Annotated in this window: 20 protein-coding genes, 1 pseudogene and 1 CRISPR repeat array; of the genes and pseudogenes, 11 read left to right on the forward strand and 10 right to left on the reverse strand. The window is 36.0% G+C overall.

Annotated features, from left to right (window positions below):
• Positions 1-171: 171 nt before the first annotated feature.
• Entirely contained in the window at positions 172-2,160 is a 1,989-nt protein-coding gene (locus VB713_RS24195) for a zinc metalloprotease HtpX (RefSeq protein ID WP_323314052.1), read from the reverse strand.
• 342 nt (positions 2,161-2,502) lie between these two features.
• Between VB713_RS24195 and VB713_RS24200 the strand changes: the two genes are divergently transcribed.
• On the forward strand, positions 2,503-3,810 hold the full coding sequence (locus VB713_RS24200; RefSeq protein ID WP_323314053.1) for a glutamate-5-semialdehyde dehydrogenase: 1,308 nt from the start codon (positions 2,503-2,505) through the stop codon (positions 3,808-3,810).
• A 136-nt stretch (positions 3,811-3,946) separates the two neighbouring features.
• Positions 3,947-4,825, forward strand: a pseudogene (locus VB713_RS24205) (Rpn family recombination-promoting nuclease/putative transposase).
• A gap of 62 nt (positions 4,826-4,887) precedes the next feature.
• On the opposite strand, the gene VB713_RS24210 reads toward VB713_RS24205, so the two are convergent.
• Positions 4,888-6,297 carry an isochorismate synthase gene (locus VB713_RS24210; RefSeq protein WP_323314054.1) on the reverse strand — a complete coding sequence of 470 codons (1,410 nt, stop codon included), beginning with the start codon at positions 6,295-6,297 and terminating at the stop codon, positions 4,888-4,890.
• Between the two features lie 388 nt (positions 6,298-6,685).
• Here VB713_RS24210 and menA point away from each other — a divergent pair, with 388 nt between their 5' ends.
• The 3 genes from menA to VB713_RS24225 are packed head-to-tail and all read left to right on the forward strand — an operon-like array spanning position 6,686 to position 9,896.
• Complete coding sequence (gene menA / locus VB713_RS24215) at positions 6,686-7,585, forward strand: 2-carboxy-1,4-naphthoquinone phytyltransferase (protein WP_323314055.1); 900 nt, start codon at positions 6,686-6,688, stop codon at positions 7,583-7,585.
• Positions 7,585-8,544: an o-succinylbenzoate synthase gene (locus VB713_RS24220; protein WP_323314056.1), complete on the forward strand. Its 960-nt coding sequence runs from the start codon at positions 7,585-7,587 to the stop codon at positions 8,542-8,544. Before menA ends, VB713_RS24220 begins: the two co-directional genes overlap by 1 nt.
• Positions 8,529-9,896 carry a 2-succinylbenzoate--CoA ligase gene (locus VB713_RS24225; protein WP_323314057.1) on the forward strand — a complete coding sequence of 456 codons (1,368 nt, stop codon included), beginning with the start codon at positions 8,529-8,531 and terminating at the stop codon, positions 9,894-9,896. Before VB713_RS24220 ends, VB713_RS24225 begins: the two co-directional genes overlap by 16 nt.
• Before the next feature lie 288 nt (positions 9,897-10,184).
• A CRISPR array of direct repeats spans positions 10,185-12,159; the repeat unit is 37 nt; unit sequence GTTTCAATCCCTAATAGGGATTATTTGAAATTTCAAC.
• A 272-nt stretch (positions 12,160-12,431) separates the two neighbouring features.
• On the opposite strand, the gene VB713_RS24230 is transcribed toward VB713_RS24225, so the two are convergent.
• The 4 genes from VB713_RS24230 to VB713_RS24245 form a co-directional block, all read right to left on the reverse strand.
• A complete protein-coding gene (locus tag VB713_RS24230; protein WP_323314058.1) occupies positions 12,432-12,881 on the reverse strand; it encodes a thioesterase family protein in 450 nt (149 codons plus the stop codon).
• 78 nt (positions 12,882-12,959) lie between these two features.
• Positions 12,960-14,051 (reverse strand): T3SS effector HopA1 family protein, encoded by a 1,092-nt coding sequence (locus VB713_RS24235; protein WP_323314059.1) that lies wholly within the window; start codon positions 14,049-14,051, stop codon positions 12,960-12,962.
• A 42-nt stretch (positions 14,052-14,093) separates the two neighbouring features.
• Entirely contained in the window at positions 14,094-15,332 is a 1,239-nt protein-coding gene (locus VB713_RS24240) for an aminoglycoside phosphotransferase family protein (RefSeq protein ID WP_323314060.1), read from the reverse strand.
• Between the two features lie 452 nt (positions 15,333-15,784).
• Entirely contained in the window at positions 15,785-16,102 is a 318-nt protein-coding gene (locus VB713_RS24245) for a TMEM14 family protein (RefSeq protein WP_323314061.1), read from the reverse strand.
• Positions 16,103-16,179: 77 nt separating this feature from the next.
• Here VB713_RS24245 and VB713_RS24250 point away from each other — a divergent pair, with 77 nt between their 5' ends.
• The 6 genes from VB713_RS24250 to VB713_RS24275 all read left to right on the forward strand — a co-directional run bounded on the left by VB713_RS24250 (position 16,180) and on the right by VB713_RS24275 (position 22,756).
• On the forward strand, positions 16,180-17,508 hold the full coding sequence (locus VB713_RS24250) for an ATP-binding protein (protein ID WP_323314062.1): 1,329 nt from the start codon (positions 16,180-16,182) through the stop codon (positions 17,506-17,508).
• 70 nt (positions 17,509-17,578) lie between these two features.
• Positions 17,579-18,907: a tellurite resistance TerB C-terminal domain-containing protein gene (locus VB713_RS24255; protein WP_323314063.1), complete on the forward strand. Its 1,329-nt coding sequence runs from the start codon at positions 17,579-17,581 to the stop codon at positions 18,905-18,907.
• 28 nt (positions 18,908-18,935) lie between these two features.
• Positions 18,936-20,261, forward strand: coding sequence for an ATP-binding protein (locus tag VB713_RS24260; protein WP_323314064.1), 1,326 nt, complete (start codon positions 18,936-18,938; stop codon positions 20,259-20,261).
• Between the two features lie 104 nt (positions 20,262-20,365).
• Positions 20,366-21,316 carry a DNA cytosine methyltransferase gene (locus VB713_RS24265; protein WP_323314065.1) on the forward strand — a complete coding sequence of 317 codons (951 nt, stop codon included), beginning with the start codon at positions 20,366-20,368 and terminating at the stop codon, positions 21,314-21,316.
• Between the two features lie 225 nt (positions 21,317-21,541).
• Complete coding sequence (locus tag VB713_RS24270; protein ID WP_323314066.1) at positions 21,542-22,246, forward strand: hypothetical protein; 705 nt, start codon at positions 21,542-21,544, stop codon at positions 22,244-22,246.
• A gap of 213 nt (positions 22,247-22,459) precedes the next feature.
• Positions 22,460-22,756, forward strand: a complete 297-nt coding sequence (locus tag VB713_RS24275) for a DUF2288 domain-containing protein (protein WP_323314067.1) — start codon at positions 22,460-22,462, stop codon at positions 22,754-22,756.
• Positions 22,757-22,771: 15 nt separating this feature from the next.
• Here VB713_RS24275 and VB713_RS24280 read toward each other — a convergent pair whose 3' ends face one another.
• The 4 genes from VB713_RS24280 to VB713_RS24295 all read right to left on the reverse strand — a co-directional run bounded on the left by VB713_RS24280 (position 22,772) and on the right by VB713_RS24295 (position 26,333).
• Positions 22,772-24,682 (reverse strand): flotillin family protein, encoded by a 1,911-nt coding sequence (locus VB713_RS24280; RefSeq protein WP_323314068.1) that lies wholly within the window; start codon positions 24,680-24,682, stop codon positions 22,772-22,774.
• A gap of 21 nt (positions 24,683-24,703) precedes the next feature.
• Entirely contained in the window at positions 24,704-25,369 is a 666-nt protein-coding gene (locus tag VB713_RS24285) for a DUF1449 domain-containing protein (RefSeq protein ID WP_323314069.1), read from the reverse strand.
• 294 nt (positions 25,370-25,663) lie between these two features.
• Positions 25,664-25,903: a hypothetical protein gene (locus VB713_RS24290; protein WP_323314070.1), complete on the reverse strand. Its 240-nt coding sequence runs from the start codon at positions 25,901-25,903 to the stop codon at positions 25,664-25,666.
• Positions 25,904-25,982: 79 nt separating this feature from the next.
• Positions 25,983-26,333, reverse strand: a complete 351-nt coding sequence (locus tag VB713_RS24295; RefSeq protein WP_323314071.1) for a hypothetical protein — start codon at positions 26,331-26,333, stop codon at positions 25,983-25,985.
• Positions 26,334-26,514 lie beyond the last annotated feature (181 nt).

Raw genomic sequence — 26,514 nt, forward strand, 5'->3', positions numbered from 1 at the left:
AGTGAAGAATCTCCGAGATACTTCCCTGCACTACGTTACGGTCAGTATGACATAAGTCCAAGTTTGACCCGTTTGCAGTATAACAAGAGAAATCCCTACGGTAGTCGTAGGGAATAAGAAAAAACACAGCTTGGATAAATCAGAAATGCTTTGACAGCAAATTATTTGAAATTATTTGCCGTTCAGAAATCCAATCAATACCACTCCTAGGATAATTGATCCACCACTGAGTATAAATGACCAGAAACGGTGATAACTGTTGACAATTGTGCCATTTTCGCCTTCTAGTTGAATTAAATCCATCCAAGGCATAACGCCCCGACGGAACCAACCAGTAGTACCAACTTGTTGACCAATTAAGGTTTGTACTCGTTTCATGCCAAACAAGAAATTACCAATGGGACCAAAACGTGAGGCGTAATGTAAATAAAGCATTCCGCTGGGGTCTTGGAGTTTCAAGTCAGAACCAAATTTATAACCAGAGTCACCACGACCAATTAATTCCCCTTGTAATTTGGCTGGTTGTCCCCGCAAAGGACTGGCATAGGGATCTGACATTAAGGTGAGAATATCTGTGGGGATAGCTTTGCTGTAGTCGGGGAACATGACAAAGGCTTTGATTAATATGCCGATTCCTAAACCAATAAATGGCGTACCCAATAATAAGCCAGGGTTGTTGGAAGTTGACAACATTAACACACCGATAAATAAGCCAAGGAATAAACCGATCGCTTCTGCACCATATAAGACAATATCTAGGAAGAAGTTGCCGTAAAGCTTTTTCTTATTCAGGGTTTTACCTTCACCCATGACTCTTCCCATGTCAAATTCGGTTGGTAAACCTAGTTGTTCGGCATAGGTGCTAAGGGCGCGGACTCGTTTACCTGTGAGGGGATGAGTTGAGTTTAATTCCATCCACCAACCCCAAGGGTTGAACATATCCCATAAAAAGACGCGACCAATTTTTTGCGGGTCGGAGGAGATGCGGTAAGCTGTACCAGTTGTGGTTGCGGCTTTGTGGTCATAAATGCCTAAAGCGCGAGTTCCTTCGATTAAACGGCTGGGTTCTTGGGCGCGTGAACCTTCTTCGACGATGCCATAGGCAATTTTAACTAGGGCGCGGGAGAGTCCGTTGGGGTTCCCTGTGGTTTCGGCTGCAAAGTGGTCTGCAAAATATTCTCTGGTACGAGAAAGATATAACAGCAGATAAGTACCGATGACGTAAAAGATGTAAGCAACGAAACCAGCAGTTTCTAAAGCATCTTTAATTTTGTTGTCGCCACCACCACGAGTAAATCTTCTGGCTGTGCTGTAAACTAGGTAGCAAATCTGCACTAAGGTGGAAGCTACGGTCATGACGGCAAAGTCCCAGTGGACTATATGCCCTAGTTCGTGGGCGTAGACGGTAGCAACTTCGTCGTCGTCTAAGTAGGTGAAAAGTCCTTGGCTGACGACTAACCGGGCGCTGTTAGGTAAGGAACCGTATGTAAAAGCGGTGGGGTTTTGGTCGTCGATGATTCCCAGTCTGGGGGTGGTGATATTTTTTTCCTGACAGACTTGGCGAAGAATTTTCCCTGTTTCGGGACTGAGGTTTTCGATGTCTGCTAAGTTCACCCAACGAGTTTTATAAAGCCAACTTTGGCTTAAGTCCATGAGGAAGGGTGAGAAGAAAAAGGCTGCTAGATTGAATATTAAAGTAATACCGATTGCGATCGCTAGTCCAGTTACAGGATCACTACTAGTGGCGATTAATACTACGCTTAAACCTAAGGCAAACACCATCCCAAATAATAAGGCTATGGTGACACCAGATGCTAGGGCTAAACTCCCACCTACTCCTCCCATTGCCAAGTTCACTCCCACGGTGGCTGCACGTCCCGCTTTTTGGAAGCTAGACTGGGTGGCTGAGGAAAAAAATGGTCGGTCTTGTTCTGCCCATTCTCGCACCTGTGGGTTATCGCTATTGATTAACTTTTGCCACAGAATTGTCGCTTGTTCGATATCATCTGTTTTTTGATAAGCTTTCATCAGCCACATTTGGGCTGTTAGATAGTCTGGAGAGTTGAGTTCTAGGGAGTTTTGGGAAAATTCCTCTAGGAGATAAATTGTTTCTTGATATTGCCCTTGTTGAAAGGCATCTAACCCTGATTGCAATGACATTTATGATATCCCTGTTAAAAAGGGTGATATTTTATTCCATGAATACTCAATAGATCCAGTATTCGTCATCTTAATGTCGCAAAAGTTAAAGAAAAGGAGGCAGGAATTCAGGAGTCAGGAGTCAGAAGTTCAGGAGTTCAGGAGTTCAGGAGTTCAGGAGTTCAGAAGTCAGAAGTTCAGAAGTCAGAAGTCAGAAGTCAGAAGTTCAGGAGTTCAGAAGTCAGAAGTCTAGGAGTTACAGGAATTAATGACTAATAACTAATGACCAATGACCAATGACCAATGACCAATGACCAATGACTAACATTAAGATTGTGATCATGATGTGAATTTATTTTTGATATGACTACTGTGCAGAGTACTTTTTCGTTAATTCAGATAGCCCAGCAAACCCGTCAAGCGGCTAGTAAGCTGGGACTTCTTTCGACTGCGGACAAAAATCAGGCTATTGAAGCGATCGCTCTGGCTTTAGAATCAGCTAGGGAGGAAATATTGGCAGCTAATGTGGCTGATTGTCAAGCTGCTGTAGCGGAGGGAATCGCCAAACCCCTTTATAAACGGTTGCAATTGGATGAACATAAATTAAGGGATGCGATCGCAGGTGTGCGAGATGTTGGTAAATTAGATGATCCTGTCGGTAAGGTGCAAATTCACCGCGAAATCGACACTGGCTTAATTCTCAAACGCATTACTTGTCCTTTGGGTGTATTAGGAATCATTTTTGAAGCCCGTCCCGAAGCCGCAATTCAAATTGTCTCTTTAGCAATTAAATCAGGTAACGGTGTAATTCTCAAAGGTGGAAAAGAAGCTTTACGTTCCTGTGACGCAATAGTTAAAGCCATTAAACAAGGTTTGTCTCACACCGCTGTTAATCCAGATGCAGTACAATTGTTAACAACCAGAGAAGAAATATTAGAACTTTTAAAATTAGATAAATATGTAGATTTAATCATTCCCAGAGGTTCTAATTCTTTCGTTAGATTCGTCCAAGACAATACCCGCATTCCTGTACTTGGTCATGCAGATGGAATTTGTCATCTTTATGTAGATAAATTGGCAGATATCAATAAAGCAATTAGTATTACTGTTGATTCTAAAACTCAATATCCCGCTGCTTGTAATGCCATTGAAACTTTACTAGTTCACAGCAGCATTGCTTCAGAATTTCTCCCTCAAGTTGCAGAAGCTTTAGTAGCACAAAATGTAGAATTAAGAGGTGATGAAAGGACTTTGGCAATTTTACCGAATATTGGTAATGCCACAGAAACAGATTGGGAAACAGAATACAGCGATTTGATTTTATCAATTAAAATTGTCGATTCTTTAGAAGATGCCATATCACATATTGGTAATTATGGTTCTCGTCACACAGAAGCAATTATTACTGAAGATATAACAACAGCAGAAACATTTCAAGCCTTAGTAAATGCAGCGGGAGTTTATCATAATTGTTCTACCCGCTTTGCAGATGGTTTCCGTTATGGTTTTGGTGCAGAAGTGGGAATTAGTACTCAACAAATGCCACCTCGCGGCCCAGTTGGTTTAGAAGGTTTGATAACTTATAAATATAAAATGACTGGTAATGGTCATATTGTGGATAATTACACAGGTGCAATTGCTAAATCATTTATTCATCGTGATTTGGAATAACATTAATTATGGTCATCATCAAAACGGTTAAAAAATTAATTTTTTCAAAAATCCTTAATCGTTTGATTGCATAAGTAAGGGTTTAGCACTGCTAAATCCCTATGACACTGTAACTTCTCACCCAATCTTTCTTACCTTGGTTTACGACAATAGCTGCAAATATTTAGCCGAACAGTACCCTCATGAATTTGCTAGATGGTTACTATCATCTGAAAGTTCAGATATAGAGGTACTAAAAACCGAACTCAGTCTCGATCCAATTCGTGCTGATTCTGTCACATTCCTGCAAGTTTCCCAGGAAATTCTGCATCTTGAATTTCAAACTTCACCTAAATCTAAACCACCAATAGACTTTAGGATGTTAGATTATTATACCAGATTGAAACGCCAATACTGATGTCCAATTGAGCAGGTAATTATTTTTCTGCAACCTAGTAATTCCGAAATTGTATTTACTACAGAATATGTAGACACCAAAACCCGACATAAGTATAGAGTGATTCGTATGTGGGAACAAGATCCTGCACCACTGTTGGCAAATCCTGGACTTTTGCCACTAGCAACATTGGCAAAAAGCGACTCACCTAATACTTTGTTAGAACAAGTTGCAGTCCAGTTAGATATGATCAAAGAAAGGCAGGAACAGGTTAATATCTCGGCTTGTGTACAACTTCTAGCTGGTTTGCGGTTTGAAAAAGATGTAATTCGACAACTATTTCGAGAGGAAATTATGCAAGAATCTGTGATTTATCAAGATATTCTCCAAAAAGGACTTCAAAAAGGACTCCAACTTGGAAAGCAGGAGGGAAAGCAGGAAGGAAAACAAGAAGGAGAGGTGGTGTTAATTCTCCGTCTATTATCTCGTCGTTTTGGTGTTGTTGTTCCGGAAATAGAACAGAGAATTAATCAGCTATCTACCGCTAAATTAGAAAGTTTAGCAGAAGCGTTTTTAGATTTTACTACTCAGGCTGATTTAATTAGCTGGTTAGAGACTAATGAGGAAACTATTCGTTAGTCTAATTTAGAAATGTAGAGATTTTATATATAAACTCTCTACATTGTTTTACGGGCAGTAGTTTAAACTAATGCTTTGAGTAATGCTTGCAGCTTAAGTTGTACCTCAGCAAATTCTTTATCAGGATCAGAACCAGCGACGATACCAGCACCTGCATATAGTCTAGCGCGATCGCCATCTATTAATGCTGAACGAATCCCCACAATAAACTCACAATTACCTGAACCATCTACCCAACCCAAAGGTGCCGCATATAAACCTCTTTCAAAACTTTCATAACGGCGAATTTCTGCACAGGCCACATCTCTAGATGCACCTGCTACTGCTGGTGTAGGATGTAATTGTCCGACAATTTTTAAGGGGTGGACATTAGCAGGAACTACAGCACTAATTGGTGTCCATAAATGCTGAATATTTGATAATTGTCGTAGACGTGGGGAGAGAATTTGCGGAAATAGCCCTAGTTGTGATAAACGTTGAGTAATAAAGTCGAGTACTAGTTTATGTTCATGTTTTTCTTTGGTACTATTAATTAATCTATTCGCATTTTCTGCATCTTCTCTAGGAGTTTTACCTCTGGGTGCAGAACCGGCTAAAGCATCAGTAATTAATTGTTGATTTTGAATGCTAATTAAGCGTTCTGGACTCGCACCAATAAAATTTTGTCCTTTGCCATTGCTGGTTGAAAAAACATAACAATTAGGATGTAACTGTCGGAGATTATTTAAAGATTTAAATAAATTGAAAGGATTATATGATTTAACATCTAAGGCATCTGCTAAAACAATTTTGATTAAATGATTAGATTTAATTTTTTCTAAAGCTGATAATACGGAATATTTAAAATTGTCTGAATTTATAATATTTTCTTTAATGAATTTAGCTGGAATAATTTCAATATTAGGTTTTTTTAAAGATTGAAGACATTGAATTTTGTTTTTTAATTCCTGTAAAATTGTTTGAATATTGACATCGGCATTAATTACAGTATTCATTACTAAAACACAAGATCCATTTTTGACGGCGACTTGTAATCTAGGTAGAAAAATAGTAGCAGATGGAAAAGGGTAATCTGCTTGATTATGCTGATCAAAAAAACTGAAGGAACAAAAAAAGTGGGAACCTGCAAAACCTTGAAGAATATTCCCAAAACTAATAATATTTTTTCGACAATTTTTGATAAAATTTTCGGCTTGATTAAATCTTTCTGCACCGGAAATGTTTAATTTGGTTATAGAATCAATAGCTGCAATTGCTTCTCCTTTACTTTTATTTTCAAAATAAAAATTTAATGTATTTGCTTGGGCAAATTTATCTAATAAAACCAAAGGATCAATTAAGTCAATTTCCAGAGAAATACTCACAATTTGCTGGGTATGATTTTCGCAGCACTTTTCTTGAACTGCTAACAGCAATTGATGCAAATCTTTATAATCTACAAAAAAACGGTTACGACATGGTGAAATTGTCATGGATGTGTAAGTTAATTTTTTTTAAGTTATCTTCCTAAAGTGTAATAAGTTATGGTCGTATTTCTATAGGTAGCATATTCAGTGACCATTAACCAGCGCCATTTTAGGTTGTTTCTGGGGTTTCCCAGAATTTATCCTATTTATGACTGCAAGATTTTAAAGTCAAGTTTTATTACCTCGAAGTAAACCAGTGATCACAAAAGTAGCATTTTTTGGGAATTCACCAGCGTTAAATATCTCACAAAACTATAAAATCTAACTTATACAGCGTATAGCCGTTAAATGAAGTAGAAGATTTATTTACAAAGGCAAATACAAAACTGATTTTACTGCTGTTCTCTCTTCCATGCTATAAGTCAATTTTCAGGAATTTAACTTATTACGACTAATGACTCAAAATCAAATTTCAATCCCTAAAAATAAATTATGGCTGGCGGCGATTAAACCGCCAATGTATAGTGTTGCTATTATGCCTATATGGGTAGGTTCAGCGGTAGCATTTGCAGAAACTAAAGTTTTTAATGGGGTAATATTTGCGGTTTTTATGACTGCGGCGATTTTAATTCTGGCTTGGGAAAATATCAGTAATGATGTTTTTGATGCGGAAACAGGGATTGATCAAAATAAACATCACTCGCTGGTAAATTTGACTGGTAACAAGCAGTTAATGTTTTGGTTGGGAAATCTGTGTTTAGGTTCTGGTTTGCTGGGGATAATTGCGATCGCACTTTGGCAACAAGATCCGACTGTAATTGGTATCATTCTGCTATGCTGCGCTTTGGGCTATATGTACCAAGGACCTCCCTTTCGTCTAGGATACCAGGGTTTAGGCGAAATTCTCTGCTTTTTCGCCTTCGGACCATTAGGCATGACAGCAGCATACTATAGTCAAACTCAAACCTGGTCTATCACCAATTTAGCAGCTTCAGCGATTGTCGGTATTGCCACCAGCTTAGTATTATTTTGCTCACACTTTCACCAAGTTAAGGATGACATAGCCGCCGGCAAGAAATCTCCTATAGTGCGCTTAGGTACAGAAACAGGTGCAAAAGTATTAGTTTGGTTCACTGCTAGTATTTATCCCTTTACTTTGCTGTTTGTTATCTTGAATATTTTCCCTATTTGGACATTACTAAGTTTCCTAAGTTTACCCTACGCCTACAAATTATGTAGTCACGTCTTAGAAAATCATAACCAACCAGATAAAGTAAATAATTGTAAATTCATCGCTGTTAAAGTTCATTTTTTAAGTTGCTTGCTTTTAGGTATAGGATTTGTAACTGGTTAATGAATTATCAATTTTCTTTTCGTCCCTTTAAGCAAAAATTTATTCATCCTGTAATTACCAGTCATGGAATTTGGGAAATCCGTGAAAGCATTATTCTTCGCCTTGTTGATGTTAAAGGTAGAGTTAGTTGGGGGGAAATTTCTCCCATTAGTTGGTTTGGTTCTGAAACCATAGAACAAGCTTTAGATTTTTGTAGCCAACTACCAACAGAAATTACACAAGAACTAATTTTTTCTATTCCCAATAACTTACCAGCTTGTCAATTTGGTTTTGAATCAGCACTACAAAATTTAGGAAAAAATAATGAATTAACATCTATCAAAAATCTTACCTATAGCGGCTTATTACCAGCAGGAGAAGCCGCTTTAAAACAATGGCAGATTTTATGGGAACAGGGATATACAACATTTAAATGGAAAATTGGTGTTGATGAAATAGCTACAGAATTAAATATTTTTAATTCACTCATTCAAAACTTACCAAATTCAGCTAAATTGCGTTTAGATGCTAATGGTGGACTCAGCTATAAAGAAGCTAAATTATGGTTAAAAACTTGCGAAAATCTGCAAACTAAAATTGAATTTATCGAACAACCATTACCTATAAATCAATTTATAGAAATGTTAGAATTAAGCAATTTATATTCTACCAAAATCGCTTTAGATGAATCTGTAGCTACCTTACAACAATTAGAATATTGCTATCAACAAGGTTGGCAAAGTATTTTTGTGATTAAACCAGGTATAATTGGTTCACCATCACAGTTAAGAAAATTCTGCCAAGAACATGAAATTGATCTAGTTTTTTCATCTGTTTTGGAAACTGAAATTAGTAGACAAGCTGCACTGCAATTAGCAGCAAAATTATCTAGAAATAATCGCGCAGTAGGTTTTGGAATCAACCACTTTTTTACACAACAACCAGAAAACTGGCTTCAAAGTCTATGGAAAAACCTTTAGATTATTTACAAAAAATCAAAAATCATGATTGGCTAATATGTGATCATAGCCAAGAATTCCAGCAGATAGCGACAGAATTATATTTAGAATTAACTCAATTATCGACGAATAAAACATCACCTAAAATCATCATAGCTGAACGTGAATCAGTGCGATTTTTAGCCAGTTTTATCGCCGCTTGTGCAGCCAAATGTCCAGTTTTTCTGTGCAATCCTGATTGGGGAAAAAATGAATGGGAACAAGTTTTTGATTTAGTACAACCAGATATAGTTTGGGGGCTGGATAATATTAGTTTACAACCACCAATTACCAATTACCAATTACCAATTACCAATGCTATTATGATTCCTACTGGTGGTTCATCAGGAAAGATTAAATTTGCTATTCATACTTGGGAAACATTAACAGCATCTGTACAAGGATTTACAGAATATTTTCAATTAGAGGCAATTAATTCTTTTTGTGTATTACCACTATATCATGTTAGTGGATTAATGCAATTTATGAGAAGTTTTACCACTAGCAGTAAATTAGTTATTACCTCATTTAAAAAAGTTGAATATTTTCAAATACCGAATATTAATCCTTCAGATTTTTTTATATCTTTAGTTCCAACTCAGTTACAACGCTTGCTACAAAATCCCCAATTAACCCAGTGGCTATCTCAATTTAATACAGTACTTTTAGGAGGTGCGCCAGCATGGGATGAACTTTTAGAAAAAGCGAGATTTCATAATATTAGGTTAGCACCTACTTATGGAATGACAGAAACAGCTTCTCAAATTGCCACACTTAAACCTGATGATTTTTTAAATGGAAAAATTAACAGTGGAAAAATTCTTCCCCATGCCAAAGTAACAATTTGTAATCAAACAAGAAATATCAATATTCAAGCTAAATCTTTAGCTTTAGGTTACTATCCACAACTTTGGAAAAATATAGATAATTTTTCAGTAGATGATATTGGTTTTTTAGATTCTCAAGGCTATTTACATATTATCGGACGTAGTAGCGATAAAATAATTACAGGTGGCGAAAACATTTATCCAGCAGAAATTGAATCAGCGATTAGAAAAACCAACTTGGTTATTGATGTTTGTATAATTGGTATACCTGATCAACATTGGGGACAAGCATTAACAGCTATTTATATTCCTAAAAACCCAAATACTTCTATTTTAGAAATTCAAACCCAACTCAAAAATCAACTTAGTAAATTCAAAATTCCTAAACATTGGATTTCCGTCGCCAACTTACCCAGAAATAGACAAGGGAAAATTAACCGCGAACAACTCCAAAAAATTATTGAGGATTTTCTGGCAAATAATAATTTGGCTTTACCTAGTTTGTAGTATAGCTTTTAAAGCTAAAATGCTTGAAATTTCAACCTTTTAAAGTTTTCCCTATTCGTAATTAGGTGTTGTTTTAATCCCTAATAACGTAAGTTGCTAGTTAGGGAAAATGTCTGAATCAGGATATCCAGGATTTAAGGATTTACAGGATTAAAACAGAAAATTATTCACTAATGACCAATGACCAATGACCCATTACCGTTCTCAACTAGATAACTAGCAACTTGAGTTAATAGGGATTATTTGAAATTTCAACCGGCAAGGGTACGCGCCGCCATAAATAATCGCGTTTCAATCCCTAATAGGGATTATTTGAAATTTCAACGACGCTGCCATTATTGCCGAAATGGATGCTTGCAATTGTTTCAATCCCTAATAGGGATTATTTGAAATTTCAACTTTTAGCGAATCAAATTTTAAAATTGCCTAGATTTTGTTTCAATCCCTAATAGGGATTATTTGAAATTTCAACTCTGCACTGGATTAAAACCAAGCTTAATTCAAGAGGGACTAAGTTTCAATCCCTATTAGGGATTATTTGAAATTTCAACCTGGCAATAAAACCTTGGGGTATATTTCCTGGTATACCTGTTTCAATCCCTAATAGGGATTATTTGAAATTTCAACCTGGTTTTATCGTCTAATCTTCCTCCTCATCTTGTTTCAATCCCTAATAGGGATTATTTGAAATTTCAACCTACGCCCCTGGAGATAGTACTTGGTTATTCCCAGTTTCAATCCCTAATAGGGATTATTTGAAATTTCAACTTGAGAGGCATGAAAAATTGGGTGGCGGTCGGTGGGATAGGGATAGTTTCAATCCCTAATAGGGATTATTTGAAATTTCAACTTTTTAACACCAGTCTTAACCCCGCAAAAAATAGCGGGTTTCAATCCCTAATAGGGATTATTTGAAATTTCAACTTCTTACTTCCCCTTGGACTGACAATGCTGGTATTCAGGTTTCAATCCCTAATAGGGATTATTTGAAATTTCAACGTGCGGTTATTCTATAAAATTCGCCTTGAGACGAGCAGTAGTTTCAATCCCTAATAGGGATTATTTGAAATTTCAACTCTCATCAATGCAATGATAAAAAATAGGAGATAATTAATTTGTTTCAATCCCTAATAGGGATTATTTGAAATTTCAACCCTCCTTAGCTTTCCTGATGGCTTCCTGAGAATTTTTCAGGTTTCAATCCCTAATAGGGATTATTTGAAATTTCAACAAGAGTAATTGACGGAGGCGACTTGTTTTTCGAGGTTTCAATCCCTAATAGGGATTATTTGAAATTTCAACGAATTGCTGGGTACGCTGCTATTAATCCTGATGAAGATGTTTCAATCCCTAATAGGGATTATTTGAAATTTCAACTCTTCATAGTTTCCGCTGCGAATGAGAGATTTAAGTGTTTCAATCCCTAATAGGGATTATTTGAAATTTCAACCGCCGATAAACTCTACACTACTTTTTAAGTCTTGAGGTTTCAATCCCTAATAGGGATTATTTGAAATTTCAACGTACACCAGATCCAATCCTCTATATTTTCAGTCTGTAGTGTTTCAATCCCTAATAGGGATTATTTGAAATTTCAACAAATTGTCGAAATTTCCAGAAACTATTCGATTTTTGGAAGTTTCAATCCCTAATAGGGATTATTTGAAATTTCAACTAATCCAGGGTCTTGGTTATCCAGGGCAATTACTGTTTCAATCCCTAATAGGGATTATTTGAAATTTCAACTTCAGGAACTAAACCGAACTTACCACCGAACCGAGTAGGAGTTTCAATCCCTAATAGGGATTATTTGAAATTTCAACTTACCTGAATTTTACATAAAAGTTGCTAAAGTTCTAGTTTCAATCCCTAATAGGGATTATTTGAAATTTCAACAGTAGAGGTTAACATTTTTCGACCGCTTTTAATATGTTTCAATCCCTAATAGGGATTATTTGAAATTTCAACCAGTGAGGAAAGAAGCCATAAGTTTTTCTTTTTGCGTTTCAATCCCTAATAGGGATTATTTGAAATTTCAACCACAAATCCCAAAGCCATCGCACCTCCAAAAGGGTTTCAATCCCTAATAGGGATTATTTGAAATTTCAACCCAACACCAGTAGCAGCAGCAGTAGCACCAGCACCAGGTTTCAATCCCTAATAGGGATTATTTGAAATTTCAACTAGGCATCTATTAAGCGGTTAAGATTATGTTCTTGTAAAAAGGTTTCAATCCCTAATAGGGATTATTTGAAATTTCAACAGTGGGAGGCTGAAAACCTATATATATGTAGTTTTCAAGGTGCGGTTGCGCGGATGGTCTCATCCTAGTCCATTTCAGAAATTCTGTCAAGGGTGGAAATAGCTGAAAACCTTGCTGTGTAAGGTGCGCGGATGAGTGAACCGAATAAAAGTCTGGAAAAGCTTGTCTAGATGAGATTTCAGCCATTTTTCGCTGACTGAGATTTTTTACACCCACCTATCCGCGCATGAGGCGAAGAAAACAGCAAGCGCCAAGGAAGTAAAAGGAGATGGTCAAATTATCTCTTCCCGTGACTTTCTTCTCTCTGCGCCCTCTGCGTCTCTGCGGTTCGTTTCCAACCAAAAAATCATCTCATTTGGTAATTCTTGCTTAATTCTACTACTTGCATTAATACAAACGTGCCTAGTAATTGCCTTAGCAACTATTACCTCATCTACCGTAATTTCATAGGTAATGTCAAATTTATCTATACCTATTTTTTGTGGTATTAAACTAATCATTAACTTATCACCGCAATACATTGGTCGCAAAAAATCTACATTTGCATGAACAATGGGAAAAGCGACAGAAGGATGAGTAAAAAAAGTTTTGATATTTATACCACAGATTCCTAGAGATTCTTCGTAAGCCTCATGACAGATACTTAAAGTATTAGCAAAATATACCACTCCAGCCGCATCAGTATCTTGAAATCTGACAGTTCTTTGATATGTGAAAATCATCTTGTCAAAATTCCTAAATTAAATACAAAAAGCAGGTAAAATACCTGCTCTATGAACTCATTTTACTCTGAATGCTAACTAGCAATTTAAGGGGATATATATATCTTCAGAACTGGGATTGAGATAAGGACGCTGGACATCAATTAAATGTTGTGCAAAATGTTGATCAATTATCCGCATTCTTTCCTCAATAGCATTTTTACCCTTGTCCCAAGCTTCTAATAAAGCATTAGCAACGATTTGACAACGATTCATGCCAAAGCTTTCCTGTGCGGCAAATTTTTGGCTTGGTTCCTCTGCTAAACTCAAACCTGGGGCTAAAAACTTGGTAAATAAGGGAATTTCTGGCTGAAAGTAAGATTGATGCTGTTTATAAACAACCTGAAGAATTTTATGAATTGCTGGATAATCTTGTCTTTCAAAGTGAAGTATACCAGCATCATAACGCCCATAAGCTGATGGATTATAAAGAACTTCAAAGCTAAAGGGGATATTAGCGGTGTTTAGTTGTTGGGTGAGACTATCCATGAGAGCGATCGCACCCGATGGGGTAAAATTAAAATAAATTCGCCCTACTTCCACATTAGTCTTTGGTGTACCCTGACGTTCCTGTCCCAGATTACTAACTGCCACATAACAGCCGTTTTGCAAGCGATTTTTAGGCATCCAAATAGAAATTAATTCACCTGCTTTGACCGATTTTTTATGAGATTTAAGATAGCATTCTGGCTCAACATACAATGTTAAAGCATTTTTAGTGACTGCCATACTGCGATCGGGTTCTAGTCGCAAAACTTCCCAATTAGGATCATCATGGCCATGACCATGATTATTTTTGTGTAATTGCTCATAAAAGTCCCAATCAATTCCTACACTGGAACTTTGATCTAAAGTTTTTTGTGGTGAGTAATTCTCATGTTCACTATTTACTGCTAAAACAGTTTGGAGTGAACCATTATAATAAATACCATGTAGAAAATTGCGTAGTAGTAGAGATAAGTATTTATGTTGTAAATCTTGTGAATTTTGTTGAAATCTATTTGCTACTGTAGCTGGTAGAGCAAAAGGTTGATAATTAGGATGTTGAATACAAAAATTTGGCTCAATCTGGATATTGGTGGCAATATCAAATAAAGAATTCAAGATTTGATTGGTAGAATTATCTAACATTAATAAATTTGCACCTCCATATTTAAAATACTAACTAAAATACTAACAACCGCGTAGGCGAGTTTTTTCGTAATAAATTCGTAGTAGTTGCTTTTCTTTCTCAGGTTTGGCTATTTTGTTTAATCCGCTTACAGACTGGAGAATCTCTGTTTCCGAACTTCCAAAAATAGTTAACACAGCTTGCTCAGGCATAGTTAAAAGACTTTTGGCTACTTCCAGCATACAAAGGTGACTATTATCAAAGTATTTATGGCACGAAATTATATTTTGAATTTGATGGATTAGTGCCAAACCAGTAAACTGAATAACGCGGATCACAAAGTCCCGACGGTACTCCAAAATCATGGAAAAAGCATGGAGATAAGCACGGAGTAAAGCTGAGATTGAAGGTTGAATAACTTCCAGTGGGATCATTGCTAAATTTAGAGATTCTTCTAACTCTAAACTTGGATCTACTACTAAACTTGAAAGCCAAATATTGACATAGCTTGCTAATAAAGTTCCTAAATCAAAAGCTGGATCTCCCCAAGCACAAGCTTCCCAATCAATCAATTTTACTAAGCAATTATCTAGTTGTTGCCAACGGGAATGAACCAAAATATTGTTTAACTGTAAATCATTGTGAGTTAAGCAACAAGGTTTCCATTCATAGGATAAATCAGCAATTGCTGATTCCAAGCTTTCATAATGCTGATAGAGAGTATGAAATTTGAGTGCCTCTGTGGGAATATTGCCAAAAATATCTTGATTAATTGAACCTATTCCTTGAGCAGGGTTATAAAAGTTATAGCGAAACTGTCCTTGGGGAGCAGTATCCATGAAATCACGATATTCTCGCCGTTGGAAAGTGGAACGGTGTAAGCTCGCTAATGTATTACCAATGGCGGTGGCAATTTCTGTAGTAAAAATACTGTTGTTTTTATAAAATTTACCCAGTTCCACATATTCACTTAAGTAACTACGGACAAGGATAGAATTATCTTCATCAAAATGTAGCAATGATGATGATATTGCCACAATATTGCCAAGCACTGGAAACTGCTGGAGTAGTTGGTGAAACAGCCACTCATTAAAAAAATCATGGAGACTGATACCACAATTTTGGCGATTTTCTTGTTTAACCAGTAATTTACAATTATCTGCTAGACTCACCAGTAAATTCCGATTATTTCTACCACTTTCTAGTAACTCAGATTCATATAATATGCCATCTTCTGAGCTACACAGACCTGCATTTTGCAGATACTGGATAACATTTTGAGAAGACAGTGATAATATCATGTATTATTTTCCTAGTTTCTTAAATTGCTGAGATAATTACTGAGGTCAAGGTTGATTTAGCCTTAGCAGTATTCGGTAGATAGCAACAAGAGTGCAAACATTAATAACGATTGCTACTATCTAGTGATATCTTATTTAGGTTAGTAAAACCTGCCAAAATGGCAAAACACGCTTTATTTTTCCTTTAAAGTATACTGAGAACTCCATAAAATCTTTACACTATTGAGAATAATAATTCTAGTATATATAGAGTTATGTGGTTAAAGCTTCTTGATAGCAAAAATTACTAGCGAATCAATAATTGCTAGATGATGTTGTTTGCACTCAATAAGTTATTTATCCATACTCCTCGATATGTTATAAAAATAACGTGGTTGATTTATGATATAAATGTACTAATATAATTACTGGTGTCTAGGAGGGGGATATGTTTACTTAAGCACTCATACAAATTATGAACCAAAAATTTGATTCACCATCACTGCTAATGCCAGCATACCAAAAATAATCATCAATCCCGCAGGCATAAATTTACGTGTTTTAGCAAATCTGAAGGCAAATAATAATACTAAAATGCCAGTAACCAAAGCTGCTAAAGTTAAGCCCCAGGTTTGTCCCTGAAGCTGGCAATAAGCAGCCAAAATTAGCAATAAACCGCTAATACTACCACTTAGTAAAGAAACCTTGCTCTGGACTTGAACGTAGCCAATGATTCCACCTACTAATGCTAAAACGCCATAACCAAAAGCGGCAACTATACCTAAATTCATTGTTACAACCTATGTAGATTTGGATTTTACTTTCCTGATCAGCAGACAATTACAGTTGATTAATAGATAATCAAGCGATGTCTACGCCAAATACTTCGTCCTATACCCAAGTTCAATTCCTTCAACGCCAAGCTGCGTCTCTTTTACTGTACCAATCTGTCTTGAAAGGCGAAGTAGCGATCGCATTCCTTGATCTGTTACAAGCTATAAGATACACTGATGCCGACGGGCGCGACTGTCTCCAAGCTTACGGTAATTATTTTCAAGCTCTGGCTGCCAACCAACAAACCTGGGAAGAATATTTAATTAATCAAATTCTGATTGCGGATAATCCTTTTACCAGACTAGCTCAACAGCAAGATTTTACCGATTTACCACCGGCTTTAGTCGCAGCAGCTTGTCACGACTTACAAATATTACAAAATTTACATGAATGTAACAGCGCTATTTTAAGCGAGTGGGTGCAAGTTGTCGCTCATTTACCAGTTTCCCCGGTGGTGTGGTATCAAGAACCAAAAAAGGTAAAAATTGATACAGATTTAGTCACCTCTATTCCAAAATTGGAAATTTGGGCTGATGCTGTAGAAGATTTAGCAGTTTATTATCAGCAAAATGGAACTGGTCTATTTGCAGAATATCGCGCTTTTAGCTGGCAAAACGGACATTTTGTGGCTATACCTTATCCTGACCCTGTGCAGCTAAATACACTGGTAGGTTATGAGTGGCAAAAAGATACTTTGTTAAAAAATACAAAATTTTTATTGTCAGGACAACCCGCACTGCACGTATTACTTTACGGTAGTCGTGGTTCCGGCAAGTCTTCTTTAGTCAAATCTCTTTTAAATGAATATAGTCATCACAACCTGCGCTTAATAGAAGTAGCAAAGTCAGAACTGCAAGATTTACCAAAAATTGTCGAACAATTACGGGGAGTACCGCAGAAATTTATTATTTTTGTAGATGATCTTTCCTTTGAAGAAGATGATGATGCCTTTAAATCGCTAAAAGTAGTTTTAGAAGGCAGTTTAACCGCTAGACCTCAAAATATAGTGGTTTATGCCACCTCAAACCGTCGTCACCTCATTCGTGAATATTTCAGTGATAGACCAACTCCCAAGGATCACGAGGAAGTCCATGCTTGGGATACAATGCAGGAAAAGCTTTCCTTTAGCGATCGCTTTGGTCTAACATTAACCTTTGAACCAGCAGATCAAAAAACATATTTAAACATCGTCCAGCATTTAGCAAAACAAGTTGGCATTAATATTAATCAAGAAGATTTAGAATTCAAAGCCTTACAATGGGCAACTCGTCATAATGGTCGTTCTGGCAGAACAGCACAACAATTTATTGACTTCTTGAAAGCAGACTTAACTTTGTTTAATGAAAATAATCATACCCTGTAATTAACTTACTCATAACTTTTTAATCTTTTAATAGAAAAACAGCCTTATATTCAAATAACCGTGAACAATAATGACATTAATAACTACTAACTCCGACAACTTAACTACGCTAAAACCCAGCAAGATGCACTCATCTATAATCAGTAATCGATTGATTTTAGGAATCTCTGCCTTTAGTGTCAGTTTTGGTTTAAGCCTCGTCCCTAATTGGGATTTTAACAAAGCCTTTATGACAGGCTTAATCACCGTCTTAGCTACCTATTGTGCCGCATTATTTGTCGATAAACGACGCAGAAATTATGAAATGTTAATTTTAAGTTCTCTCCATAAACGCATTAGAGAACTTGAAGGATTAAAGTATCGAATTGTTAGAGAAATTAAACAAATAGAAGAACACCGTAACATACTTTACACAGAATCACAACATCTACAAAATCAAATAGCAGAATCCCGTAATCAAAGAGATAATCTGCATCGAGAAGTAGGTAATTTTGCTGGACAAAAAAAGCAATTAGAATCAGAAATTAGTAATCTCACAACTGAACTTCATCATCTAGAAAGTAACACAGAGGAACTCAATCATACCTGCGCTGATCTCACAGCCGAAAAACGTCGTTTAGAAATAAATTGTAATGTATCACGTTCAGAAATTACCCAACTGCAAACTCAAATTGAAGCCTTTCACCACGAAAAATTAGAAATAGAAAGTAATTTAACTCTCCTAAATAGACTCAAACCCCAACTAGAAGAAAAACTATATGAACTACGATCTGGAATTCAAGAATTAGAAATTGAAATAGCCAAGCAAAATAACTTACTCACAGAGACAACAACCACCAGAAAAATTGTAGCAAACAATCTGACTGACTTACAAACTCAAACACAGGCACAACAGCTAGAAATCAATCAATTGCAAAATCAAATTGCATTATTGCAAGATGAGCGCGACTTGTTGCAAAACCAAGTTTGGGAATTACTCCAAAACATGGAAACACTCAATCAAGAAGAATTACCTGAAAATATCCAGGAAAATGAGATTGAATTATTTCCTTTTGATGAATTACTAGCACCTATAGACTCTCAAGCACAAACTTCAAATTTATCCCCAGAATGGAGTAATTTTTTAGAAAACCTGCCAACCTATGAAATCCAAGTATTAAAAGCCATCGTTGAAGAAGATAATCCCAAAGCCATTATTAAACAAATTGCCGAAGAACATATCACAATGCCTAATCTATTAATTGACTCCATCAATGAAATTGCCAATAACACACTTGGGGAACTAATTATTGAAACAGGTGAAGAAATTCCCGAAATTTATCAAGAACATCTGTTAAACGTCAAAAAAATCATAGCAATGTATGAACACTTGATAACTAAATCAACATCACCTAATTAAATAATTTTTTTCCATTAAAATCAATTACATGACAAAGCTTAAAATCTCTAAAAAAATATCTACCGCTCTAATTAATTCTCTAAGTGCAGGAGTAGTCCCCAGAGTAGGAATTGAGCATATAGCAGTAGGACGAGAAAAAGAACTCAATAGCTTATTACAAAATCTCAATGATATCGCCGAAGGTGTCGCCGCATTTCGATTTATAATTGGGAACTACGGTGCTGGTAAAAGCTTCATGTTGCAAATGATTCGTAACCGCGCTATGGAGCAAGGATTTGTAGTTGCTGATGCTGATTTATCTTCTGAACGCAGGTTAGCAGGAAGTCACAATGAAGGTTTAGCAACCTATCGAGAATTAATGAGTCATTTAGCTACAAAAACACGTCCTGATGGTGGTGCGTTGGTTTCCATTTTAGAAGGATGGATTAATAAAATCCAACAAGAAGTAGCTAAAGAAACAGGAATGCGTCCCAATGATGAAGGATTTGATGAGCAAGTAGAAACAAAAATTCGGGAAGTAGTTCACTATATTGAGGACTTAGTTCATGGTTTTGATTTTGGTAGTGTTATTATTGCTTATTGGCGTAGTTATCGCTTGGATGACGAAGACTTAAAAAATGCCTCTTTGCGTTGGTTACGGGGAGAATTTAACACCAAAACTGAAGCTAAAGCAGCTTTAGGAGTGCGGGTGATTATTGATGATGATACTTGGTTTGACTATATCAAATTATTAGCTAAATTCGTAGCAGAAATAGGTTATAAAGGACTTTTCATTTTAGTAGATGAAGCCGTTAATTTATATCAAATATCGACTACAGTTACTCGTGAGAAAAACTATAATAGACTGTTAGCAATGTTCAATGATACCATGCAATGTAAAGCTGAAAATCTTGGTATTATTATTGGAGGAACAACAAAATTTTTAGAAGACCCAAATCGAGGATTATTTGCAGATCAAGCTTGGCGTAGACGCACAAAAGAAAGTCGATTTGTGATCCAGGCTAATGTCCAAGAATATTTAGGCCCAGTTATTCGTCTCAACCCCTTAATTGAAACAGAAATTATCACACTTCTGCAACGCTTAACAGAAATTCACGCTCTTAATTTTGGATATGAAAAGCAGTTAACAAATCGTGAGTTAAAAGAATTTACCCAAGAAATCATCACTCGCTTAGGTGCAGAAGCTTTACTCACACCAGGAGAAATTATCAGAGATTTTATTAGTGTGTTAAATATTCTTTACCAAAACCCAGAAATTAAATTTACTGAACTGATTCACGGCGCTAACTTTCAACCTACAGTTGTAGGTAAAGATCCTAATTTAGATGATAATGTAGCCGAATTTAGTTTGTGATTAAGTAGTTAATCTTGCGTGCATCCCAGTTTTTATTTTTCAACAAAATAATACAATCCAGAAATTTTTGATTATAGATTAAAAGCAATTTAATGAATATACAAATGAAATCTTCTTCCTTAAAGATTATAGATTTATTTTCTGGTTGTGGTGGTTTATCACTAGGATTTCAGAATAGTGGATTTGAAATTGTCGCTGCTTTTGAAAACTGGAAATCTGCCATAAATGTTTATAAGCAAAACTTTCATCATCCAATTTTTGAATATGATTTAAGTCAAGTAAATAATAATTATTCAATATTTAAAAGTTTCTTACCTGATGTAATTATTGGAGGTCCACCATGTCAAGATTTTTCTAGTGCTGGTAAACGTAATGAAGATTTAGGTAGAGGAGATTTAAGTATTACATTTGCTGAAATAGTCGCTAATGTTTCTAGTCAATGGTTTGTCCTAGAAAATGTAGAATTGTTTAGAAAATCCAATAAATATCAAGAATTTCAGCAAATTCTTAAATCTGCTGGTTATGGGATTACAGAAAAAGTATTAAATGCTAGTTTATGCGGTGTACCACAGAAGAGGAAAAGATTTTTTTGTATAGGAGAACTTGGTGGCAAAGATGATAATTTAAAAACTTATCTAGAAGCTAATTTATCTGAAAAACCTACTACTATTAGAGATTATTTAGGAAATAGTTTAGGAATTGAATATTATTATCGTCATCCTCGAAGTTATCAGAGAAGGGCTATTTTTAGTATTGATGAACCAAGTCCAACTATTAGAGGTGTTAATAGGCCAATCCCTAAGACTTATCAACAACATCCTGGAGATGTGGCAAAATTAACACCAGATTTGCGTCCCCTAACTACCTGTGAAAGAAGTTATATTCAAACCTTCCCTAATGATTTTATTTTTGCCGGTTCAAAAACAGATTTAGAACAGATGATTGGTAATGCTGTACCTGTTAAGTTAGCAGAATATGTTGCTAAATCTCTGCTGATGTACATTCAAGATAAAAATAAATATCGTATATCTGATGTTTCGTTGCTAACTGTCTAAATTATGCAAGCTCATATACAGCTAACAATCAAATCCTAGAAATTCTAATTCAGAGATTTTCAGTTAAAAATACTTTCAAGGATAAAAAGCGAAGAGGAATCATCATTTCAATACAATTATAGGGTAATGTTTATGTAAAAATTATTTCCCGATACATCACTATCAGCATTCTACACTTTCTTGTTAAATTAGGTATATGTTAAATCAATTTACAGGAGTAAAACTATGCCATTTGACATCAATCAACTTAATAATCTCGACTATGACGAAGCTGAACCCTTGCTATCCAACTATATAGATGGTGTAGTCGAACAGTTTGCCAAATCTCCAGAAGGAGAAGCTTATGTCCCAGATCACCCAGACTTCGGTGGATGGATTGCCACTTTCACCGAAATGTCTTACATCTATGAGGGATTCACCTTGCCCAAAATGACTAAGGCAAATGCACAAGTCGTTATGGAACATATCATACCCCGCAAGCTCACGCTGATGACCAGATCGGAAGCAGATGATGCTATTTCAGAACTGGTAGCCTTTTGGAATTTCTTGAAGCGGGAGTATAACTTTCGTAATGCAGGTGCGATCGCTATCTATCTTACCGGAATCGAAGGTAAGTTCACAGACTGGATGTTTGATCCCGCGAAAGGAGGTATGGCAAAAAGCTTTATGATGAATGGGATACAAGCTGGATTTAATATGACAACTCAAGCAGGGGTAGAAGCTTTTAAACAAGTTTATAACCAGAAAATCCTTTCAGAAAAACCAAACAACCCTTTGCTTCAGAAATTAGGTAGTCTGTTCACGGGTTCTTCCCCAGAAGCACAGATTCCTCTATCAAACTCCAAATCCTCTAAACAAAAGCCGAAGAACAATATAAAAGGATTTGAGCCGCAGGAAAAAGGCAAAAAATCTAAGGGTAAAAAAAGGTAACAGACTCTTGCAAACCCCATTTTAGCTGGGAGTCGTAAAGTGTTTATCAAGATAAAATAAGCTGAAATCAATTACTGATGATGGTTATAGGCGTTTGATGATGATTTGCTGACTAAAATGCCACTCTAACGAGAGGCTCCGCGTAGCTTGCTTCCCCTGAAAGCTGATCAAAAAATAGTAAAATCAAACTAATCAGCAACGAAATGGGGAATTATGTCGGATTTAAGAGCAAACTTACAGCAAAATCTGGATGAAGCAGAATGGGATTGGCTAATTCCCCACGTACAAAGAGATGCAGTGATTGTGGTAGCGGATGGATTAGACTTATTAGATGTGGGAGTTGCGATCGCAGGTGATAATATTCCCTCAGTGCAACAATGGATTGAAGAAAAATTGATTGCCAAACCCTCTGTAGATCAAGTAGGAGAGTGGAATGGCAATCGTAGCAAGCGATTTCATGCTCTCATCATTGAACCTTACGTCCTAGTGCAAGAAATGGCTACTGTTTAAAAATTCCTACATTTATCAATTAATTTCTGTATCTTGTTGGTTGAGGGTTGGTGTGATAGCTGAGTTATTACCACGTACTATTTGACTGACTTGGCCAATTAAGTCCCCTAATTTACCTTCATCTAACAAGGTATTAATCAATGATAATCCACTCGTTGATAGTAGCAACTTGTTGATATCTTGACTACCGCTAGTCCCATTTGCACCAGGGAATGAGTAAATACGAGTATCTCCTAAAACTCCTGGTTGTGGTGCTAAAGAAGAGACAATTTCTGGCAGTTTATCCGCTAATTCTGGCCAGATAGTAGTTAGCATTTTGGCGCTCAGGTTAGCATTACTAATGGTATTCTCAGCCGCAATTTTGGCTTGAATCCCCTCCGCTTCAGCTAAGGCTTTATCACGGTTAGCATCTGCAAGAGTGCGAATTGCTTCCGCTTCCAATTCCGCTGCTTCTTGAGCAATCTCAGCTTGACGACGACGACGGAAAGCGTCAATTTCCACAACGTTGCGATCGCTAATACTGCGTTCTTGAGCTTCCCTTTCTGCGGCTATCAAAGACAAGCGTTTAGTCCGTTCAGCTTTTTCGACTTCACTGGCGGTTTTTACAGATTCCTCTGCTTGAGCTTGTTCTGCTTGTGCAACAAAACTTTCACGTTTTTTGTTAGCAATTGCTATAGCTACATCTTCTTGAGCTAGTCTTGCTAATCTCTCAGACTCAGCTATCTGCACCTGTGCTTGTAACTTACCAGATTCTACACTTTGTTGACGGATAATCTCTGCTAGTTCCGCTTCTTGTTTTTGCAAAGCTTGTGCTACTTTGAGTTGTTTATTCCGTTCTTCTAAAGTAATATCAGCTTCAATTTGGCTTTCTTGTAGGGATAATTTTTTGCGAATTTCTTCCTCTTCAACTGATTTTGCCTGCAAAATTTTGGTACGTTGTACCGTTGCAGCTTCTCTATCTTTCGATTCTTGAATTTCCCGTTCTCGCTGTGCTTTCAGTGCTTCTACTTGCAGCTTTTGAGATAGTTTAGCACTTTCTTGTTCTTGGGCAATTTGCAATGATCTTTTTTGAGCATCCAGTTCTTTTTGCTCAATTGTCACCTGTGCTGATAACTCAACTTCCCGTTTTTGTTGAACTGAACGTTGAATAATTTCTGTCCGCAACCGTACACCTTGAGCATCAAAGAAATTATCAGGATCATAAGTGACACTTTCTAATATTTCTGAAATGGCAATATTATTTAGAGTTAATCCGACCTTTTTCAAATCTGTCCCCACTAAATTCAAAACTTCCTGAGCAAACCCCAATTTATCAGAATCAATTTCTGCTAAATCCTTGGTTTTAGCTGCGGCTCTAATTGCATCATCTGCTCTTTTTTCTAAAGCATTTTTGATGTCTTCAGGATTAATTTTAGTACCATTTTGAGATAGTCTCGCAGCCGCTGTTAAAACATCATCTTCGGATGCATTAATACATACATAAAAAGTAACTCTGATATCTGCTCTCAGATAGTCTTTAGTACGCACAGCCATTTTTCCAGTCCGTTCTACATCAATAGAAATTTCCCGCAAAGGTACTCTTGTTAATTGATGAAACCCTGGTAAAACAATGCAACCACCATAGAGAATTACTGATTTCTTTTTAGTAAATAATCCCCCAGTTCTCACAAAGGCTTCGTTGTTGGGTGTGACAACATAAACTCTGGTATAAGCAAATAAGCTCAATAACAGCAGTAAAACTAAAGTAACAATGACACCAGGAAATACTAAGCCGCCGTTAATTTGTGCGAAACTAGGTTGAGTTGTTAAAGGAAATGTAGAATTAATTAAAGTTGTATTTTGCTGCTTTGATTGTAACTGAACTGACGGCATTTCCGGTACATCAACAGTTGGTAAAGCCTGGATAAAAGTTAACCAAAAAAGCATATATTTTTCCTTTAACTAAAGTTAATTTTTACGATTTGAGTTATCTAACCAACATTCTTCATCTACAGTCTCTTTGGCAATGACTAGATAAATTTGCTGTTTAAGTTCAATTACTATTACTTTTTCTCCTCTTTGCGGTGCAATAGTTGCCCAATCTGGAATAACGGCATTAACTGTCAAAAAATTCCCTTTCGCATCTAGCACATCTACCTGGCCAATTTTGTCTAGGTTTTCGCTAGGAATATAAACAGAAGAAACACTACCAATACACCCAATTAGGCGATCACTACTTGCATCTTCGCTAAATTCAGCAAACATTTTACTAATTGGTTCAGCTATTAATCTTCCTAAAAATAAACTGATAATTAGGGAAATTAACAAAATTATTGTGCTAATAAAAGGAATTTGTTGATTTTGTAAAATGCCATCAAGCCAAACATTTAACATCCAGCCAAGCACACCCCACAAACTTAAATCTGTTGCCAATAATAACAACAATGGAGCTTTGCCAATACCTGCCCATCCTAGAAAGTCTCCAAAGCTCACATCACTTTCGGTTTCCAGATCTAAATCTGCATCAGCATCTAATTCTGATTCTCCTCCCCCCAGAAAAATCATGAACAGAAAAAGCAGTATTCCCGTGATTAGAAAAATCCAATAAGGTAAGTTAGCTGGACTAAACAGCATATTTTTTCCTGCAAGATATTGAGCAGGTATTTTTATATTCTTGTTTGAACACATCTTATTCTCTTCCTTAGAGAGATGTCAAGATTAAATATTTGATTTTTTAAGATTAATTGAGATTATTAACAATAATAACAAAATGAATAATTCAGCGTAAATATCTTGATAACTAGGGTGACAACAATACTAAAATCATCTCTTTTCATCCCCCAATTAAGTTACAATAGAGATACAGTAATAAAATTAATCGAGATAAGAAAATTAAAGGGGAAGAGTTAAATACTATTTTCATCATGCTTACCAGTCTTTTTCTATAGCGATATCTTCAACGGTAAGATATGAAAAATCTATTCCCATTAATTCTAAAACTTTCAAAAATATTTCTGTATCCATTTCCATTATTTCGGCTGCTTTTTGTAAGCTAATCAACCGAGATGTTAAAGCACCGAGTACAAATATAAACGTTTCTTTTTGTTCTATACTCTGGAATAATTGCACTTGAGAGGCAATTTCTTTAAAGGTATTTGGGTGATTCATTTATTTGATATTGGTTAATGGATTAAGTCTATTTTTACAATTATATCAAATGGTAAAGTGGTCGTTACTTTTATTCACCTTAACGTCTTCTATAGGTTAAACCAATAGCTGTAATAGATATTGCCCAAACAATAGCCATAATGAGTAACCAAATATTACCAGAAGCAAAAAATACAACTATACCAATAATACTGGGAATATAAAAAAGGCTTAAATAAAAAAGAGAAATTAGAATTTTTATTATCGCTGGAAATAGGCGACTAAAATATTCAATAATACTTTCAATCGCGTCTTTTATCCATTGAGAAATTTCTTCCAGTATCTCAACTAAAGTTGTCAAGAAATCATTTGTAACATCTCTTAGAGTATTAGTAAATTCTTTAATTGCTTCTATAACATCTTCTAAAAATTCGATTAAATTATTTAACATATAGTTATTTTACCCTGGTAATTTAGACAAAGTAAGTATTGATACTATACATACAATTAATTATACTAGTTTACCAGGATATTATATTCTTAACTCTAACACTATCTCCAAAATAACACTCTAGGACTAGGCTGTTGACTTTGTGAGTTTTGAAGTGATTTTTATCATACAATAATTATGT

This window comes from Anabaena cylindrica UHCC 0172 (assembly GCF_034931625.1).
GTDB lineage: Bacteria > Cyanobacteriota > Cyanobacteriia > Cyanobacteriales > Nostocaceae > Anabaena > Anabaena cylindrica_A.